18 protein-coding genes are annotated in these 17,119 nt (G+C 55.3%); 9 read left to right on the forward strand and 9 right to left on the reverse strand.

Features of this window, described 5'->3' with window-relative positions; translation table 11 throughout:
• Positions 1–758: 758 nt before the first annotated feature.
• A complete protein-coding gene (locus E5K02_RS24710; RefSeq protein ID WP_135399125.1) occupies positions 759–4,424 on the reverse strand; it encodes a T9SS type A sorting domain-containing protein in 3,666 nt (1,221 codons plus the stop codon).
• A gap of 528 nt (positions 4,425–4,952) precedes the next feature.
• Here E5K02_RS24710 and E5K02_RS24715 point away from each other — a divergent pair.
• Positions 4,953–5,330: a hypothetical protein gene (locus E5K02_RS24715; protein ID WP_206026017.1), complete on the forward strand. Its 378-nt coding sequence runs from the start codon at positions 4,953–4,955 to the stop codon at positions 5,328–5,330.
• Between the two features lie 89 nt (positions 5,331–5,419).
• A complete protein-coding gene (locus E5K02_RS24720; protein WP_135399127.1) occupies positions 5,420–6,007 on the forward strand; it encodes a DUF416 family protein in 588 nt (195 codons plus the stop codon).
• Positions 6,008–6,072: 65 nt separating this feature from the next.
• Here E5K02_RS24720 and E5K02_RS24725 read toward each other — a convergent pair whose 3' ends face one another.
• On the reverse strand, positions 6,073–6,615 hold the full coding sequence (locus E5K02_RS24725) for a hypothetical protein (RefSeq protein ID WP_135399129.1): 543 nt from the start codon (positions 6,613–6,615) through the stop codon (positions 6,073–6,075).
• A 149-nt stretch (positions 6,616–6,764) separates the two neighbouring features.
• On the opposite strand from E5K02_RS24725, the gene E5K02_RS24730 reads away from it, so the two are divergent.
• The 3 genes from E5K02_RS24730 (at position 6,765) to E5K02_RS24740 (ending at position 8,614) form a co-directional block, all read left to right on the forward strand.
• Positions 6,765–7,319 (forward strand): suppressor of fused domain protein, encoded by a 555-nt coding sequence (locus E5K02_RS24730; RefSeq protein ID WP_135399131.1) that lies wholly within the window; start codon positions 6,765–6,767, stop codon positions 7,317–7,319.
• A gap of 179 nt (positions 7,320–7,498) precedes the next feature.
• The gene (locus E5K02_RS24735; RefSeq protein ID WP_135399133.1) at positions 7,499–7,849 is read left to right on the forward strand and encodes a hypothetical protein; all 351 of its coding nucleotides are present in this window, start codon (positions 7,499–7,501) and stop codon (positions 7,847–7,849) included.
• A 123-nt stretch (positions 7,850–7,972) separates the two neighbouring features.
• Positions 7,973–8,614: a hypothetical protein gene (locus E5K02_RS24740; RefSeq protein WP_135399135.1), complete on the forward strand. Its 642-nt coding sequence runs from the start codon at positions 7,973–7,975 to the stop codon at positions 8,612–8,614.
• 752 nt (positions 8,615–9,366) lie between these two features.
• Here the strand turns inward: E5K02_RS24740 and E5K02_RS24745 are convergent.
• A complete protein-coding gene (locus E5K02_RS24745; protein ID WP_167856583.1) occupies positions 9,367–9,948 on the reverse strand; it encodes a toxin-antitoxin system YwqK family antitoxin in 582 nt (193 codons plus the stop codon).
• An 870-nt stretch (positions 9,949–10,818) separates the two neighbouring features.
• On the opposite strand from E5K02_RS24745, the gene E5K02_RS24750 reads away from it, so the two are divergent.
• Complete coding sequence (locus tag E5K02_RS24750; protein WP_135399139.1) at positions 10,819–11,286, forward strand: Imm32 family immunity protein; 468 nt, start codon at positions 10,819–10,821, stop codon at positions 11,284–11,286.
• A gap of 91 nt (positions 11,287–11,377) precedes the next feature.
• Here the strand turns inward: E5K02_RS24750 and E5K02_RS24755 are convergent, their stop codons facing one another.
• The 4 genes from E5K02_RS24755 to E5K02_RS24770 all read right to left on the reverse strand — a co-directional run bounded on the left by E5K02_RS24755 (position 11,378) and on the right by E5K02_RS24770 (position 13,002).
• Positions 11,378–11,785, reverse strand: coding sequence for a hypothetical protein (locus tag E5K02_RS24755; RefSeq protein ID WP_135399141.1), 408 nt, complete (start codon positions 11,783–11,785; stop codon positions 11,378–11,380).
• 99 nt (positions 11,786–11,884) lie between these two features.
• Positions 11,885–12,286 carry a hypothetical protein gene (locus tag E5K02_RS24760; protein WP_135399143.1) on the reverse strand — a complete coding sequence of 134 codons (402 nt, stop codon included), beginning with the start codon at positions 12,284–12,286 and terminating at the stop codon, positions 11,885–11,887.
• Positions 12,270–12,611 carry a hypothetical protein gene (locus E5K02_RS24765; protein WP_135399145.1) on the reverse strand — a complete coding sequence of 114 codons (342 nt, stop codon included), beginning with the start codon at positions 12,609–12,611 and terminating at the stop codon, positions 12,270–12,272. The genes E5K02_RS24760 and E5K02_RS24765 overlap by 17 nt, the downstream gene beginning before the upstream one ends.
• Positions 12,612–12,738: 127 nt before the next feature.
• A complete protein-coding gene (locus E5K02_RS24770; RefSeq protein WP_135399147.1) occupies positions 12,739–13,002 on the reverse strand; it encodes a hypothetical protein in 264 nt (87 codons plus the stop codon).
• A gap of 787 nt (positions 13,003–13,789) precedes the next feature.
• On the opposite strand from E5K02_RS24770, the gene E5K02_RS24775 reads away from it, so the two are divergent.
• Complete coding sequence (locus E5K02_RS24775) at positions 13,790–14,503, forward strand: DUF4288 domain-containing protein (protein WP_135399149.1); 714 nt, start codon at positions 13,790–13,792, stop codon at positions 14,501–14,503.
• A gap of 39 nt (positions 14,504–14,542) precedes the next feature.
• Here E5K02_RS24775 and E5K02_RS26295 read toward each other — a convergent pair whose 3' ends face one another.
• Complete coding sequence (locus E5K02_RS26295) at positions 14,543–15,346, reverse strand: toxin-antitoxin system YwqK family antitoxin (RefSeq protein WP_135399151.1); 804 nt, start codon at positions 15,344–15,346, stop codon at positions 14,543–14,545.
• Positions 15,347–15,435: 89 nt separating this feature from the next.
• Complete coding sequence (locus tag E5K02_RS25745; RefSeq protein ID WP_167856585.1) at positions 15,436–15,756, reverse strand: DUF6678 family protein; 321 nt, start codon at positions 15,754–15,756, stop codon at positions 15,436–15,438.
• 132 nt (positions 15,757–15,888) lie between these two features.
• On the opposite strand from E5K02_RS25745, the gene E5K02_RS24785 reads away from it, so the two are divergent.
• Together E5K02_RS24785 and E5K02_RS24790 are read left to right on the forward strand one after the other, a co-directional pair.
• Positions 15,889–16,392 (forward strand): hypothetical protein, encoded by a 504-nt coding sequence (locus E5K02_RS24785; protein WP_135399153.1) that lies wholly within the window; start codon positions 15,889–15,891, stop codon positions 16,390–16,392.
• A gap of 111 nt (positions 16,393–16,503) precedes the next feature.
• The gene (locus E5K02_RS24790) at positions 16,504–17,082 is read left to right on the forward strand and encodes a hypothetical protein (RefSeq protein WP_135399155.1); all 579 of its coding nucleotides are present in this window, start codon (positions 16,504–16,506) and stop codon (positions 17,080–17,082) included.
• Positions 17,083–17,119: the final 37 nt, after the last annotated feature.

Genomic DNA, 17,119 nt, shown 5'->3' on the forward strand with positions numbered 1-17,119 from the left:
CAGAGCCTCTTTTCTTGTGTAAGTAAGTACCCCAGCATCCGGCGGGAGGCGTGCGGGTGGATGTGCCTACTATTGGTTAGCGGTTCCAACGCGTGGAGCCAGCGGTACCCCACAGCGCAAGTGCGGGCCACTGCTGACAGTGTGCTGCGGCAGCGATTGGGCGCGACGCTATATGCTCAAACCCGCTACGCGACAAATACATATTACCACTACCGCAATTGGTTGGGCCGGGAAAAGTCTCGGGTACTCACAGCACACCGCAATACGAAAGGGCACTTTCTGGCGGTAGATGTACGCTACACGGCGCACCTCTATGCCTTGGGTTGTCCGGCGATGGACTCAATACGGGGCACAGCTTTTGTCACGCTAGATGGGCAACTCCGCTTACGAGAAGCTCCCTATGTGGCCTTTATTCCCGATTTCATCTGGCGGCAGGAGCCCTGCGCACTGCTCACGCGGGAGCAGGCGCTGGCCATTAGCCGTAGTGCCCCCCTCAAGCCAGGGCTTGAGGACCCAACGACGTCGCTCTCCTACGACACGGCCACGAAGACATTTACTTGGTCAATACACAATTATCTCACCCGTGAATTAGATTATGCCAGGACGCCTACCGGCAAGGTTGAAGTGGTGGAAGTGGATGCCGCTACGGGCCGCATACTTCAACACGAGACTAGGTGGTATGGAACCGTGCGATAGGCGACAGGCAAGCCTTCAAGGAAAGCTTATCGTTCAGCCAAACGGTCGAAATTGTAAAAGATTTACTGGATAATGACCTGCTTGGCAATGCTGTATGTCCCAATCTGCACACGTAGCAGGTATACTCCCCCCGGCAGGCTCTGCACGTCCACACTTGTTTGGGCGCCGGGCGTAACGGTCATCTGCCGAACCGGCTGGCCCAGCACGTTATAGAGCACCGCCTGCACTTGCTTGACGCCTGCTATTGGGGGCAGCAGCAGCATAAACTGCTGACGAGTCGGGTTGGGGTACACGCTGATCTGAGCAGCCGTCAGACCACTGGCCGTAGCCGTGGGACGAGCGGGCGTGAAGCTGAGGGAGAAGCGCGAGGCCAGTGGTACGCTGCTGGTGCTATTGAACGAGTAGCTGGGCTGTAGCCTTAAGTTGATCTGCTGACCCGTCGCCGCGTCAAGTAGGTACACGTCCATCGTTGTCATGCTGCTGAGGGCCGGAGCGTTCAGCGTGTAGATGCCCGCCGTCGGGACGGCTACCACGAGGGGAACCACCATGGGTACCGTAACCGGGGGCATGCCATTGATGGCTAGGTGGGTATTTGTGGCCAGGGACGACAGGTTCAGGCCGTTGGAGTTGGGCAGCTTAACTGCGTCGTACTCGGGGTCTACGCCTTCGGTGGCGCCTTGTTCGAAGTACACATAGGTCAGATCCGGGCGGGCCGTGGTGCCGTCGCTGAGCTGCAGTTGCAACTGGGGGCGTGTGTCGGTCGTGCCCCGGCGAAACGTAGTCCCGTCCGCAATTTTCAGGCGCTGACCGTTGCGCAGCAGAAGCGAGCCAGTGGTCTGGTCCTCGGTGACGCGCACGAAGAAGCCCTGGCCTACGGCGGCTACCGAATCGGCGCCGATACCGTTGAGGTAGGCTCGGTAGGAGCCGCCATACGTGTCCGAGCTTTCAAACACGTACATAGCCCGGTCCACGTTCACCCGGTCTGAATTTTTAATACGGGCGAAAGAGAGGCCCGATGGGTAAGGGTTGCCGACCAACTGCCAGCCGGCACTGGCGGCTGTAGGGCCGCTGTTGCGGCCGAAGCTGAGCGCAATGTCACCGTTGTTAAGCGTACCGTTGAAGTCTACGAGCTGGCTGGCGCCGATGTTCACGGTGTAGCCGCGGCCCACTTCCAGAGGAGCGGTTAACGTGGTGGGCGAGAACCAGCCCTTATCGAAGTCCGATAAGTTGTTGGTTAGCGTCAGGCGACTCTGATCGTAGCCAAATACGGTGGGAAAGGGCGACTCGCTTGTGGGCGTGGCCGAGGTGTTATAGTTTGGGTTCACTACGGCCGTGAAGCCGGTAGTGGTCAGGTCGGCCACGGTGGTATTGCTCACCGGGCTGCTGAAGTGGCGGTAACCCAGGCCCGGGTTCGGGCCAGCCGTGATGGCGCGCTGCACAATAGCCGGGCCGGTTACCACCCCCGGGCTGTTTACCACGATAGCCGTACCAACGGGGCTCGAGAGCATCGTTAGCGGGTGGCCATTGGTGGCCAGGTTGCCGTTCAGGGTCAGCACCTGCTCCAACTCTACCGGGCCAGCCAGCCGGGCTCCGGCGGCGCCTATCGTTAGGTTGAAGAAGTGCGTCGTGCTGGCTCCGCCTACTGGTCCCGTCAACGTGACCAAGCTGTTGCTTCCCACAAACTGGCCGTCGTTGAGAAAGCTGCCGTTTGCGCTTAGCGTGCCCCCACTTTGCGTGACGCGGGCACCGTTGCTGATGCTCAGGCTGCGGACCATAGCCGCGCCGGTGGTGATGACGGGATAGGTACCGCTGCCTACCACGGAAACGACGGCATCAACCGATGCGCTCGGCACGCCATTGGTCCAGTTTGCTGCTGTAAACCAGTTCGTGGAGCTGGCCCCGGTCCATACCGTAGTCGTTGTGGGCTGGCGCACTAACACCTGTACCTCCGCCTGGGTAGTGCAGCTACCAAACACGGCCGTCATTACGTAGCGGGCCGAGGAGCTGGTGCCGGGAGGAGTAGCCGTTACGGTTGACCCGGTAGTGGGTTGCAGGCCGGGCCCGGTCCACGTGTAGGTCGCTCCGGCAAGGGGACTGGGTACGCTCAGCGTAACACTTTGACCGGCATCGACAATGGAGGGCGAAGCCACTGGCGCGTTGGGCGCCGGGTTGGGCGACACGGTTATGACTACTTGGCTGGTAGGCATACACTGGCTGTTGCCGTTGATGGCGGCTGTCAGGGAGAACGTGTATGCCGTGGTGCTTGTCACAACCGGCAGTACAACGTTCGGATTGCCACTCGTGCTGCTGAAGCCGGGAATAGCCGGACTCACCGTCCAGTTGTAGGTGAAGCCGGCGCCGGGATTAGTACTGTTGCCCAGGCGCACGGTAGCGCCGCTGCAACTACCTCTGTTCGGACCCGCGTCAATCTGGGTACAGGTTGGGTTGGGCATGAAGCGCTCCAACAGAAAACCCTCGGAGTTGCCCCCGGCCGCCACCATTTTGCCGTCGGGTTGCAGCAGCAGGTCACCGGCCGAAGTCGAGTACAGATCTACCCGGCCGTTAATTCCAAAAGCGAGGTCCTGCTGCCCGTTGGCCAGCAGGCGGAGCAGCTTGCCGCCGCTCAGCAGCAGCAGCTTCTCGTCGGGTTGCAGCACCATCCGGGTAGGATAGTAGCCACCCAGGTTCAGTTGACTGACGATGCCACTCGTGCCAAAGTCTGGGTCCAGGGTGCCATCGGCCAGCAGTTGGGCAACGAAGCCACCCGAAGCGCCGCCATTGGAGCCGGCAATCAGCAGCTTCCCCGTGGGCAGCGGCACCAGCACTGAGCCCATCGTGTAGTTGCTGCCAAAGCTAAAGCTTACTTCCCCGTTGGTGCCAAAGGTCGGATCGGGCTGTCCGTTCGCCAGGAAGCGGTGCAGGAGCGTGGTATAGCCAGCTACTACCCGCACCGACGAGTTGCAGAACTCCCGATGCCCGATCGTGGTAATCCGATCCAGGGCATCGACGTAGGCATCTTTGATCTGCAGGCGGGATGTGCCACCGATTATGCTGCTGGTGAAGGTCGCATCCTGGGTGCCATTCGTTTGTAGCCGCAGGATCCGCGGGGTCTGGGCAGAGCCGCCTTCGCAGCCGCCGACCCCCGAGTTATAGCCGATAACAACCAGCTTGCCCGTGCTTTGGCGCAGCACTTTCACGGTCGAGCCGCCGATGGTGCCCCCACAACTGGCAAAGGGCGTGAAGCTGGTGTCGAAAGTGCCGTCGGCCAGGTAGCGGCAGACGTACCAGTTGAACCGGCCACCGGGAAAGGAGGGGTTATTCGAGCCGATGTCCCCGGCCACCACAATCCTGCCATCAGGCTGCAGCAGGGCGGTTCGACTATAGACTTTGGTCGTGGAGCTCCAACCATTTGAGCAGCCGCTACTGGCCGGGAGTGTGTAGGTGGAAACCTTACCGCCGGTGCCGAAGCCGGGGTCGAGGGCGCCGTTGCTGCTGTAGCGGGCCAGTTCCAGCCCGTTGCTACCATTGCCGACGGCTACCAGCTTCCCGTCGGGCTGCAACAGCACCGCTTCGGCGTTGTCGTTAGGGGGGGCGCTGAAGGCAGTGGTTACGCGCCCGTTGGTGCCGAAGCCTGGGTCGTGCAGCACCGACTGCGCTTGGCTATTATAGCAGTTCCAGCAAGTGAGCAGCAAGCCGGCCAACCAATGCAAGGGTAAGGTTTTTTGCATACTAGGATTAATGCAGTTAAAGTGTCTGGCGTAAGAGCCATTTCACACTACTGCTGCTAATATAGCAATATACTTGTACTGAGTAGAACGGTAGACAGCCGGCTCGTAGCTGCACAGATCCTAGGCTATCAGTAATCCAATCAGTAGCTCTTATCGCAACCTGATGGCCAGCTAGGCGACGGGCTACTTCCACATGTACGATGTCACCCGAGGCGTAGTACTCAACGACTCGATGGTCCGGACCAAGAGGGTACGCTCCTCGTATGTCTTGCCCAACACCCACTAGGTATCGTACACGGATTCCATCTCCCTCCTGTACCGCATCAACCACCGCGCTTCCCGCTTCGGTGCTACTTAGGCTGCTACAGCGTCCGCACCTACCTGCCAGGTGAATACTGGCCCGAATAGCATCTCGCACCTCACATTTCTTCGATACGCGGGAGAAGACACGAAAGCAGTTCAGGAAAACAGTCCAAAATCTACACGAGCGTTACAATTCGTCTACCTTTCGGCTGAACTACTATTTGAATGTCTTTTATGCAGTGGGAAGCCATCACACTCGAAGCCCTCTACGATAAGATTCTGGCGGCAGAAGAACAGATGCAGGGCGAGCTATGGCGGTTCTGGCAACTGATTCAAATCTTTCCCGAAAAGTGGCAGCAAACGCCGTATGGCAAGCACGGAGGGGGCTTCTGGGTTGTGGCCGTGGTAGGCAAGAACATTATCTGGTACAACGACATCGAAGAAGGATTCAATCTTTCCTCCTACGAGCAGTACGGCTCCTTCCGCGACTATTGGTGCAACCAAGACGAGTTGGCCGAGCCGGTGCAAGCCCTGCTCACCGAAATCAAAATGGGGGGAGGTGGCTTTGGGCAAGCGGGTCCACCGCAAAACATGTACGCGTAAATCCAGTGGGATAAAAAACCTGCCGAGGAGTTCACTTGAACGGTGGTTTAGGAAAAGGAGCCTATTTTGTGGCCACTCACATCCCTTACATGAACGACCTGCGCCCTTTACTCTTACCGTTACCGCTACCACATCAAGCGGTATTTGCTGCGTTAATCTGCGTGCGCCTGCTTCCATCGGTGGAGCGCTTCGACCAGACCGAAACGAAACAAGGAGCGCTGCTCTTTCGCACGGCCATCGCCGCCCTCTGCGGGTTTGGGGCGCAGCAACCTGTCACTCCACACCAGTGGGGTGTCTTGCAGGAGAAGTTAGAACACTTCTGGCCAGATTTAGACGAAAGCGCCAACCCCTTTGCCTCTTATGCTTTTGACGCCTGTGTGGCCTTGAGTGAAGCCCTGGCGCTGGTGCAGGATGGGCAAGCAGAACATGCCCTGCAGTGTGCTATGGCGGCCCGGGACACGGTCGATATGTACGTGCAAGAGGTGACGGGTGTGGAACTGCCTCTGCAAGAAGTGGATGCCTTCGTTGCCGCCAGGCCAGAGATGCAACGCGAAGTCGCGTGGCAGCACGCCCTAGTCCAAGCGCTGGCCGCAGAACACCAGCTCACAGCCGCTGCGGTTGAGCAACTGCGTGACCACAGCGGAAATGAGCCGCTTGTAGACTTGACTGTACTATAGCCTAATTGTTCAAATAATCAGTCTAATTCGCGAAAGGGGGGCTTCTTATACAAATGCGTAGCTGGCTACATCACCCCCTTTGTGATAATGTATTGCCCCCGATAATCGTCGAAGCCAACATCATAGTTTCCAAGAAACAGGTAATACAAAGCGGTCTCCACATCCGGCGTACTAGCAACTTCTGGTTTGAGAGTCCACCGTTGTGAGCTCATCGGTCGGTATAAAGTGGCCACCCGTGCTTCCGGCGTAAGACGCGCATAGTGCAGGGCCGCCACCGTGTCAAGCGGAAACAAGTGGGCATTGGGCAGATGCAGTAGCCGGCTGCTGGCAACGGCAAGGCGCTGATTGAGCGCGTCTGCTAAAAAAGCGGGAAAGGTAGCGTACTGATAGGTATATCCGGCTTGATAAACGCGATACAGTGAGCCGACAGTCGTCCGGCAGATGCCCCTCATGTCCGTGCGCACATACAAGGGGGTAACATTGTCAACATGAACATGTACTGCCCCCGCGTTGTGGGCGAGTTTTTCAATCAGTTGCGGCGCAAAGTAGGTCGGCTCTGCAGAGCAGCAAGAGAGCGTGACCAGGAGCAGAAATAGAAGAAGCCGCATACAAAGCCAAGATAGAGGTTTGTTCCTATCTCCTTTACCTTGGCTGCCACTATCGCGAAACGTTGTTGAAAATTGCCGCAATTGACGTGCAAGGCAAGGGGCCTAAAGTTAAACGAGGGTATGTTTGTCGAGAAACTGCTTTCTTATTCATGAACGCCTATCAGCAGGCCCTGCTGGCCCACTACGCTCACCAGTGGGGAATCCAGCCGACGGCGCTGGCCACCCAGCGGCCCTCTGCTCACCCCGTGCCGGCCACGTTTCAGGTGCTGGAATTCGCGCCCACGCCTGCGCGGACGATGTGGACCTACGCCACGTGCGGCATGTCCTTGCCGAACATGCCCCAGCAGCTCGAACTGCACCTCTTTTCGTCGCAGCAAAGCCCGGAACTGGTGGACTTGCTGACGGCCGTGGCCCATTACCATCAAACAGCGCACGCCCTGGGCGTAGACCATACGGTGAATTTTGGCGTGCCTTGGCTGCCGGACTCGGCCTGTTCCTGCGGCCTAGTGTCGCTCCCCTACCTAGACGGCCCCTCGCTGGAGCAGATGCCTTACCAAGCGCAGCAAGTGCAGTGTTTGTGGCTTATTCCCATTACCCCAACCGAGCGGGACTTCAAGGTAGCCCACGGCGTAGAAGCCCTCGAAGAGCTGTTTGAGCAAACAGGCATTGATTACGTGAACCCAACCCGGCCAAGCGTGGTGTAGCTCCCATCCCTGACAGCAAGTGTTCAAAAAAACGGTCCGAACCCTTAATGTAGGGTTTAAGAGACGAAGCGTACCTTGCGTTCATTCGAAGAACGATGATTACCCATATGGATGCTACTCTGAGGAACCAGCATCGGCGGGACGACCTGCTAAGAAGAGCTATCTTTCTCCTTGGCGCTGTGTTTTTTGCCTTTTGGTTTAAAGGCGAGTACCTGCTGTTTGCGCAGCCGGTCCACGCGCCTGCTCGTATCTTGAAGGTATCTGAATACGCCGTGGACTATGCGTTCTATGATGCGTTGGCCGACCAAACGCTCACGTTTCGGCACGAGCTATCCCCGGAACAGGCGCGCCGCTTGCGCGCCCACCCCGCGCTGGACGTGGTATACGCTGCTTCTGATTCCGACATTGTGGCCGTTCCATCTCTGAAACGGCCCTTGCCGGTATGGGTGTTTGCTTCCATCCATCTCGCGTGCATTGCGGCCTTGCTTCTGAGCATCCGGGATTGGTGGCGGCTACGCAGTACCCAGTAATCAGAGACAGTTCAGCGAAACGGTGGTCTTAGTCGCCTCCAACCTCAACTTGTGGTACTTTTAAACGGTTTCTGACAGTTCCTGTTATATCATTTATACATGGGCCAATCTAAGAGGGCCGTATTGAAAAACGCGCTTTATCAAGAGCTAGAGAGCGCACTGGCTCCCTTAGGGTTTCAGTTGAATAAAGCCCTCGGTTTGCTCCGTAAGTCACCTACTGGTTTCCAAAGTGTCCGCGTCTTCGTGGAAGATTGCGGGATTGACTCCCCCTGCTTTGCAATCACCCTGCACTTTAGTATCCGAATCCACGCCGTGCAGGCCTTAACGCAACAGTACTTTCCTATTCATCCGCGATATGCGCACCAGGCTCCTACGCATACCGCGTCCTTAGGCCAAGTAGTAGGCGATCCACAGTTTCGAGTGACGATAGCCCGACAGGAAGAGATTGACCAGGTGTTTGACCAAGTTAGCCAGTATGTGAGCACCCTGGGTGTGCCCTACCTAGAGCACTACCAGCCAGTAGCTATGCTGGATCAACTTTACAACGACTCGTGGCAAGAACTAGCCGTGCAGATGAAGGCGCTACCTGTTCGAGCCATTGTGAGCATGGTACTAGCAAAACTAACGAGCAGGCCCGATTGGCAAGCGATTGCACACCGTCTCAGCCAAGAGTTCGACCACTTCGAGGCCAGTTCACGGGATGTAGGCAAACAACCATTTCAGCGCTTACTGGATGAATTATTCGACTATAGAATCCCGTCGTAAAGCCACGACTGGTCTATTGGCCGACTGGGCGTTGTGTTGCTGGGCCACCTGGTGCTACACTTTCTGAGCCAGCTGCGGGCTGGGTATGTTGAGGTGTTGGTGGGGCGTTCAGCGGAACGGTGGTTCTAGCAAAAGGAGGAGGATATCAAAGAGGTACCATACCATTTCGGGGATACCCCTTCCTGTCATACCGTTTTTGCCCCCAGGAGCGTGGCTTGCCTTGTGTGTAGTGGACTCGCGCACGGGGCAACCCATTCGCCCAAAAACGCAGCACACTTTGCAGCTCTCCTGCCTGGTATTCCTCGACTTTGGTGATGGTGCCGAAAACGTTCTGATGAAACCAGAGGCCTTCTCGTACCCCGTTGCGGTAGCCATTGAACAAGCCGTCTGGCAAGAGGGTGGCGCACTGCACAGTGAAGGCCTCCCCGTTGGAATGCTCGTTACCAAACCCAATGAAGACCACGTCGTTTCCAAGTGAGCACACCCGGCTGATAATCACCCGCCCTCGATACAGCACCGCATCTGGGCCGAGTGTCCGCCCGCCCTTTCCCCAAAACTGATTCAGCGTCAGCTGCCGGCATCCTAGTGAGTCGGCAACGCCACTGCTGCAGTGCGCCAACCGTTGCCCGGAGCAGTGGCCCGTAATTAACGTGAGTGCGAGAAAAGTTACCCCAAGTGCTGCTCTAATCATGTGGCTCAGCTAAGTAAGGTTCGTTCACAAAAATGGTCGTCCTAGTAAAAGGAGCGTTTTTTCAGTTGCGAGGCTTCTTCACCAAGAAGGAATGCGTAACTGTTTGTTGGTCGACAGTTAAGGAGTCACGGATTGTCGCATTCCACGGACTCTGGGGCTGTATAAACTTGTACTGAAATGAATTGGGTCCTGGCTGCTTCGGGTAGTAGGAGAAGTAAAAGCGTCCATCCTGACTTTGCGCTACTACTTGAAAGGTGTCTACTACCGACCAGCGGTCAACTGCCTTTCGGTCTTCTCGCAGGACGCCTACGATCATTGTCACGTTGCCCTTCAGCGGATAGCCAAAACGAACAGAGCCAGCATATTTTTCTCCCCACCAGATTGTATCCTTAGCTTCTGTGATAGGAACCGGGCTGCCAAGCGGAGATTCCCCAGGTGGACTATAGAAAATGTCGTAAATCCCGTTTCCATCCCGGTCATAGGTGGACTGCTGTTTCCTTTTCCCCAGAGAATCAAACGTTACGGCTGTGCCTGTCCGAACCCCATGGGTATACCGTTCTACCTGTTGCAGCACCCCATTTCGGTAGTAGCTCAAGGAAAGTCCATGCAGCGTATCATTCAAGAACGCAAGACTGTCTTTCAAGGCACCGCTAGGGTAATAGTACGATGTTACGCCTGTTCGCTTTCCCTCTACCCAGTGGGACGTATTATCGATAGTGCCAGTAGGGCTATACTCGATTGCCCGGCCGTGCAGACGTTTCCCTCGTAGGGTAGCTAGCACATGCAGACGCCCATCCGGATAAGTCACCTGTACACGGCGTTCCTGTTGTTTATCACGGCAACTAATACTGCCTACACCTAAGCTGAGTAGGAACACACTGGCAATACATCCTCTCCCTATTCTCATTGGATTCTTAGTATGGAGGCAACAGCTCCATCAGGGCAATACCTCTAACTCTTGCCAGAGGCAAAATAAGTCGTAAGCACTGCTCTAGTCAGTTGACTTGGCCAATATAAGGCCCGTTCATCCAAACGGTCGGAAAGCTAAAGGAGAGAATAAACTAGTTACTTTGGTCCTGGTCGCCACCTATTAAGATACCACTGCGATGTGCTTATCCTTTCTCTTGTTTCGCAATGGCATACTGGGTGGTGTCTTGCTGTGGCTGCTGGGTCAGGCGCTCAGTCCGGTGCTGTATTACCTAACTGGCTACCCTATGCTGCTGGTAATCATTGGAGTGGTAGCCTGCACTGCCCGCGCCGCCAGAAAGCACCATCTAGCCCCTACCCCAGGGCAATTAGTGCTCCTTTGCTGGGCGGCATACGTTCTTGCCCTAGTGACCAACTACCTCCTGCAAGGTGCCTTTCAACTGCTGAAAGGGACTGGTTTTACGCACGCATTCAAGGTCGCCGACTTGCTCCTGATCCTGTTGATGGGGAGCGTACCTAGCGTGCTCGTCGTTTCGAGTATGCTGCTAACCAAACGCCTTTTTAGAAAGGGGCGCCCGGTCTAGCAATGAATAACTCCGTTCAGGGAAACGGTCGTTCTAGCGAAAAGAGGCTTTGCATTAGATATCCAGATATGTGCGAAATAGCGATCAACACCAGCGTGTGTCAAGGGGAGTACGAAATTGATATTTCGGGTACCAGCGCTGAGTTTGCCGACGTCACAAAACAGTTAAAAGCTCTTTCAAGGGGGGTATTCCCTCTAAAACACCAGCCGAATACGTATCATCCCGTGGCCATGCGGCAAGTGGTCATTGAACCTGTGGGTCATTCAAATGGTGTTGTCACTGCCCAGATAGAGGGTGCCGAGTTCACACTTTCGGGGGATGCTGAAGCGTTCCGAAAATTGAGTGCGTTTCTGACAAGCCTGTCCAACTTATCGGCTGGGGAGCATTGGCATCTGGATTGGTTTGCGAACGACGACTTGCTCGCACCAGCGACCGCTCATATGGCCTTTGTCTTCTCCATCGAAGGGTGAGACTGGCAAGGTAATTTGCTGAGGAGTCCCAGGGCTTTTTGCGAGTTCACTCTAATAGTCGGAATCGTGGACCGAACCTTATCACTATGACTTACTCTGCCCATTGCTTAAGCAGATAGGTTTGTTTGCGACGCAGCCAGCGTTGAAACCAGGTGGGCGGCACGGGGTTCTCCGTCGCTTCCATGGGCCAACAGGAAACCATTTCCTGCCCCTTGTACCACACCAGGAGCACCAGTTCACCGGCCCGCAGCAACCGGATGTACTCGGCCGCGGCCGTTGCGTCGTCGCTGGGGTCGCCTTCGTGCCAGCCAAAGTGCCGGTGGTGGTCGGCAAAGTACACGGTGAGTTCGTCCTCGGCGGAAGACACGATCAATTCCCACCCGGCCGGCGCTACCTGCGTCAGTTCAAAATGGTCCTGCTCGAGGGTAACTAAAGGAGCCAAGTCCGGTAACAACGCCAACAGCACAGACAAGGCTTGCGAGGAATAGGGCGTCAGCATGGGCTAAAGATAGCTCAGCCAAACGGTAGCATTGGCCTACTGGGCGGGGTATTGCTGATGTATTGTGTTAGCTGGGCTAGCGCTTCACCTATGGTTTCATTATTCCATAAGGTTAAGGAAGGCGGCATGTTTTTTCCTTAGAAGCGGATAACTCGGAAAGCTCTCATCCACAAGCACGGTGCACATTCCATCATAAGAGGCAACGATTTCAGTGCCTTCGTGCAAGAGGAAGAAATGCACAAACTTGCTTTGCAGGTTATCGGCCTGGGCTTGCTGTACTAGAAAGTCCTTGTTTTCCTGCCTTAGTGGCACGATCCACTCCCCGTCGCGCTCCATCATTCGGGTGCCTAACAGGGACGGCAGTCCATCCCAAGAGTCACTCGTTATGTGCAACTGTGCCGCTTTGGGCGCAAGACCAATCATATCAATAAAGAATTCTCGCTGCAACTGATACTCTTCAAATTCACCAGGAAGCATAAGTAAATCAACGGTAGAGTTCACGCCAACTAGTCATTGGCTGAGGTGGTTCAGCTATGTTTGCAACAAGCGTCTTGACCAGAAAATAGCGGTTGACTTCATGGTGTCCCACCCACTCACTAAGCACCCACCAGCGCGCATTGATTAGCCCTTTTACTGTCACTACCTGACCCGGCTGGTAGACCAGCGGCGTACCCAGAGCAGTATCGGCTAAGCTGGTATAAGCCGGGAGCGGCAACACCAGCCGGTAGCGTTGTGCATGGCCCAGGAGCTCATATTGGGCTGCTGCTGCTAGCGGCACCACACAAACCCAACCGACCAGCAGGCATTTCATCAGCTGCGTGACCATTTCTAGGGAAATTAAGTAGAAAGCAAGTTACTCCCACTGCACGGCTTAAAGGTGTTCAGGTTGGGTAGCATGAAGGAGTGCAGCGAAACGGTCCAATTAATTGCCTCACCATTAGCATGCTTGCCGGTCAAAAATTGAAGTAGAGGTACTTATTCGTGCGCAGAGCGATATCGGCCAAGCGGAGCACATCGTGAGTAAGCTCCTGCACCCGGCCGGGCTCTACGCCCTGGGCGTAATGCGTTAGCCGGTGCTGAATACGTGCTAACCTATCGCGCTCAATCACCCAGTCATCTTCTCCCCAGTGCAGCATGCTGTCGTTTTCCTCGTTAACGATGGTGAGCACCTGGCTGTGGGAATCTAGCAGATAGACCTCTTCTTGGGTCAACGTCACGACGTTGGGGTGATCAAAATGAGTTACGGCCCAGTCCACGACAGTCGCGTGCTCCAGCACGCGTTCATCGAGGTGTTCAGCAGGTACGAAAATGAATAAGGGTCGTTCCATGAGCAGCAGCTACGGTTATTCACAAACAAGGCGGGGGCAAAACTAAGGATGAGTCCTAACCAAAGTCCAGGGAAACGGTCAATTTAGCATAACGAGCGTAATTTCTGCCTCTGGTTTCACTACTTGCCTTTCCCCTGAACCTACTTACGGTACTCCTTTTCTTAGCCGGGCTACTAGCTACCCTGGCCCAATCTCCTCCAGCCAAGGTGACACTGTTGCGAGTGGAGGGGTCAGCTTTTGGCGAAGAAGAGGTTTTCACGATCACAGCGGATTCGGTGCTGGTTGACAAAGTATTTCTTCTGGAAGGTGGTGGCCAACGGAGGCATTATAGCCGGGCACTAACGCCCCAATAACACGACGACCTACTTTCCTCTTTTAATAACATCTACCTGTCCCGGCTCAAGTCTACCTATGAAAGGCGCGGGGCACAATCCCATATGATGTCGTATGCCCTTTTCATTCACAAAGGGGAAGCCGTTAAACACGTGTCGATCTACGGTTACAAGCTTGCTCCCTTTTATGTCTTCAGCCAGAAACTGAATCGATTACTACCGCATGCTTTCCAACTTGACTCCTATAACGGAAGCTACTTCAATGATTAATCCGGGGTTCAGGAAAAGGGTCGGAAAGATAAACTAGGCATTAATCTTTCAGCAATTGCGCTTAATTAGTGGCCATGAGCAGTAAAATAGACTTGACGGAGTGGTCATTGTCGGAAGAGGATCTGGTGTTGCAGGAAAATATTGCTCAGGTGCGAATTCACCTAGCATACCCCGGTCATCGGCCTTACCTACACCTGGCCCCCGCCGAGCGTCGCCAAGCCATTTCTGCCCACTACCGGCAGGACTATCGGCAGCTCCGTTCTTTACTCAACGGCCACACCTATCAGCGCATCGGGTCGAGCGTGCGGCCCACCGGCGTGGTCCTGCAGCTGCCCTTGAATCAGCTCCCCGCTTTACTGGGCCAATCAGTCGTTGAGAGCGTGTCAGTCGACGCCATCGAGGGTCTCAAAGCCCGAGAGCTTGCGCCGGAACCCTCTTTCTGGTGCCTGCTGGCGCGATTCGCTATCCAGATTGAACACGAAACGAGCGGGCTGCAGAAATATGAAATGCGCCATCTACTGGTGCGGGCCTTCACGCTGGCGGAAGCAGAAGCGAAACTGGTTCGCTCCTTTGCCCGCTACGAAGAGCCCTACTTGAACAGTGCCGGTTACTTGGTCCGTTGGCACTTCGAAGCATTTGTGGACAGCTATCAACTGGACGTAAGTGCAGCAGATACTTTTTTGAGCGAAGAGGGCGTGGAGGTATTTTCCAGCCTGCATCAGCGGCGCTTACAGCCGGCTATGGAATGGCACCCAGACACCCCGTCTGAAGATAGCAAAAGGTACTAAAATGGTTCAGAAAAAGGGTCGTTCGGAAAAAGGAGCGATTTACTGTTTGTCCTCTACTACCCGAAAAGTATGTTCAAGAGGATAGCAATTGGTCCAAATGGTGTCACTCCCTCGACGGGCCCATTCCTCGCAGATTTGTCCCTGTACGACATGCACGCCGGGAGTGGGACGACGGATAAGATAGCGGGTACGGGCTACGCGGCCCGGCATACTGTCTAGGCCAATGGGAACGGGCCGCAACGACACTGTCACCACGTTCGAGTGGCGATTTCCCAATCGAATTTCAAAGGTGTAATCCTCCCCGGCCCGTACGCGCGTGGTGTCACTAAGGACCAGTGGGCGGGTATAGCGCGTGTCGACATGCCCTTGAGGAGTATACACAGCATAGTCAATTTTACGTCCCTGCTTGTCATACACGATGCCTTGGTAGAGCTTACCGTTGGGATAGTAATAATAGGCTGTGTCCACGCGACGTGTACCTCGCATGGTGACTTCATATTCTAATTTGCCAGTGGGATAATACTCCTTCCGCGCCCCGTCAACTTTACCGTCTTTGTACGTTTGGGTGTGGGAGAGCACACCGGATGAGTCATACCATCGGACTACGCCATTGATATGATGGTGGCGAAAAGGGAGTACACGTTGTACCTTTCCGTTTCGAAAGTAAGACGTTACGTCTCCATCATACACCCCTTCAGCATCCAGTAGTGCCCGCCTTTCGACTTCTCCTGTGGGGTAGTAGGTAACCTCTTGCTGAGGGCTACATGCTGCTATGCCGAACATACAGAGATATGGCAAAGATCGGACAGGGAGCATGGGGCGAGGGTACGCAGACGGGAGCATAGCAGGTAAAGGTACTTATGCAGGGATAGAGTGTCCGATGAATGTTAGTTCACGCAAACGGTCGTTCTAGCGAAAGGAGCGTTTGAAACTTATAGCGCTATTCTGATGAGTCCCTCGACCATCTGCATAGTAACGCCTTCACTTTGCAGTTGCTGATAAATAGCGGGGGTATGGTCAATGTGCTTGGGCGCTACTAGACGTCCAATATGCCATATTTCTACGGGGTCGAGTTCGATCCATTCAATCTCCCGCTTGGGGACAGGCCCATAAGTAGAGGCCTCGATATACCCAGGAACAGGCAGGGTAAACCACCGGGACCAGGCTGAAGGCGTATGCTGGTCTCGTAGCTTGGCCCGCGTGGCAATGGGAAAGGTGGCGGTCAGCTTATCAATTACTTCTTCGACTTGCATACTATTTCAACCCCGAGGTGCCGTTGTTGTAGACAACCTGCAGCGGTGCCTGAAAGATACCTCGTCTGGTTCACCCAAACGGTCGTGCCCTAAACTTACCCTGTTTAAAATTAGGAGCCCTTATCTTGCTCCATGACTTTTATCATTATACCACACATTGGTGCGGGGGGCTTCCATTTCGGTATGAGCCGCACTGCCATACGGACGCAGGTGAACGAGGTGCCCCAGCAGTTTTTACGCGGTGGGGTTGAGGACACCGATTACTACCCGTCATTGGGCCTATTAGTCCTCTACAACGACGCCGAAACGTGTGAAGCCTTGGAGTTCACCCGCCCGGCCCGTGTGCTCCTGGGAGCAGTCTCATTGCTACCCTTATCGAAGAAGAAGGCGCTGACACTCTTTGCCGCTGACCCGGCATTGGAACAGGATGAGGCCGGCTATACCTGCTACCAGCAGGGCATCGGGGCCTATTACGAAGTAAGCCAACGTGCGGAAAGCATCATTGCTTTTCGGCCAGGTTATTATGACAAGAACAAGGAGCCGTTACGGGAACTAGCGGCGTTAGACGTGACGACAATGTCCGTTGATGAGATAATGGCCTTCTTTGAAAAGGCCAACCCATCCAAAAGGAGTTGAGCAATAAATAAGTAGCTCACAGTTCACTGAAAGGGTGATTCTAGCGAAACGAGCGTCTTAGTTTATGTAAACGCCCCTACGTTTGGGGGGCATTTCTAGTGCTACCTTTCCATGATGACCCTTCAACAAGCCCGCCACCTAGTGGCGCTCTTAACGACCCAAGGCGTGCGCTTCGAAGCCGGGCTAACCGAAAGCGAATTCGCGCAGTTGGCGCACCAGTTCGGCGCGGTCTTTCCACCAGACCTGCACCTGTTTTTGCAGGTCGCCCTGCCCGTATCGCCGAAGTTTGCGCCCTGGCGCCAGGCGTTAACCTCCACCGCGGTGGCCGACGAGCTGCAACGCATGTTGTCCTGGCCCTTGGAAGGACTGCTGTTTGACGCTAGGAACAACGGGTTTTGGTGCCCGGAATGGGGAGCCCCTCCCGCCGACGCAGGCAAAGAGCAGCTCATTCGGCAGCACTACCCGCGCTATCCCACCTTGCTCCCCATTTATTCCCACCGCTACTTGCCGGCCCTACCGGCGGTGGCGGGCAACCCGGTGTTCTCGGTATACCAAGCAGATGTCATCCATTACGGCAACGATTTGGCATCCTACTTCGCCCACGAGTTCCGCTTCACACTGCCAAGCACTTTTGAAAACCCGCAGCAACCCCAAAACCGCATTGAGTTTTGGGACTCTCTCGTTGAGTAGACGCGTTCAGCCAAAGGGGCGGAACACAAGAACGAGG

This window comes from Hymenobacter metallicola (assembly GCF_004745645.1).
Taxonomy (GTDB): domain Bacteria; phylum Bacteroidota; class Bacteroidia; order Cytophagales; family Hymenobacteraceae; genus Hymenobacter; species Hymenobacter metallicola.

Coding starts and splice junctions, on each gene's coding strand:
- E5K02_RS24720 (WP_135399127.1), top strand. CDS start 5,420: ATGAACGACCTGCGCCCTTTACTCTTACCGTTACCGCTACCACATCAA.
- E5K02_RS24715 (WP_206026017.1), top strand. CDS start 4,953: ATGTCTTTTATGCAGTGGGAAGCCATCACACTCGAAGCCCTCTACGAT.
- E5K02_RS24785 (WP_135399153.1), top strand. CDS start 15,889: ATGACTTTTATCATTATACCACACATTGGTGCGGGGGGCTTCCATTTC.
- E5K02_RS24790 (WP_135399155.1), top strand. CDS start 16,504: ATGATGACCCTTCAACAAGCCCGCCACCTAGTGGCGCTCTTAACGACC.
- E5K02_RS25745 (WP_167856585.1), bottom strand. CDS start 15,756: ATGCAAGTCGAAGAAGTAATTGATAAGCTGACCGCCACCTTTCCCATT.
- E5K02_RS26295 (WP_135399151.1), bottom strand. CDS start 15,346: ATGCTCCCGTCTGCGTACCCTCGCCCCATGCTCCCTGTCCGATCTTTG.
- E5K02_RS24775 (WP_135399149.1), top strand. CDS start 13,790: ATGAGCAGTAAAATAGACTTGACGGAGTGGTCATTGTCGGAAGAGGAT.
- E5K02_RS24730 (WP_135399131.1), top strand. CDS start 6,765: ATGAACGCCTATCAGCAGGCCCTGCTGGCCCACTACGCTCACCAGTGG.
- E5K02_RS24755 (WP_135399141.1), bottom strand. CDS start 11,785: ATGCTGACGCCCTATTCCTCGCAAGCCTTGTCTGTGCTGTTGGCGTTG.
- E5K02_RS24765 (WP_135399145.1), bottom strand. CDS start 12,611: ATGGTCACGCAGCTGATGAAATGCCTGCTGGTCGGTTGGGTTTGTGTG.
- E5K02_RS24725 (WP_135399129.1), bottom strand. CDS start 6,615: ATGCGGCTTCTTCTATTTCTGCTCCTGGTCACGCTCTCTTGCTGCTCT.
- E5K02_RS24710 (WP_135399125.1), bottom strand. CDS start 4,424: ATGCAAAAAACCTTACCCTTGCATTGGTTGGCCGGCTTGCTGCTCACT.
- E5K02_RS24750 (WP_135399139.1), top strand. CDS start 10,819: ATGAATAACTCCGTTCAGGGAAACGGTCGTTCTAGCGAAAAGAGGCTT.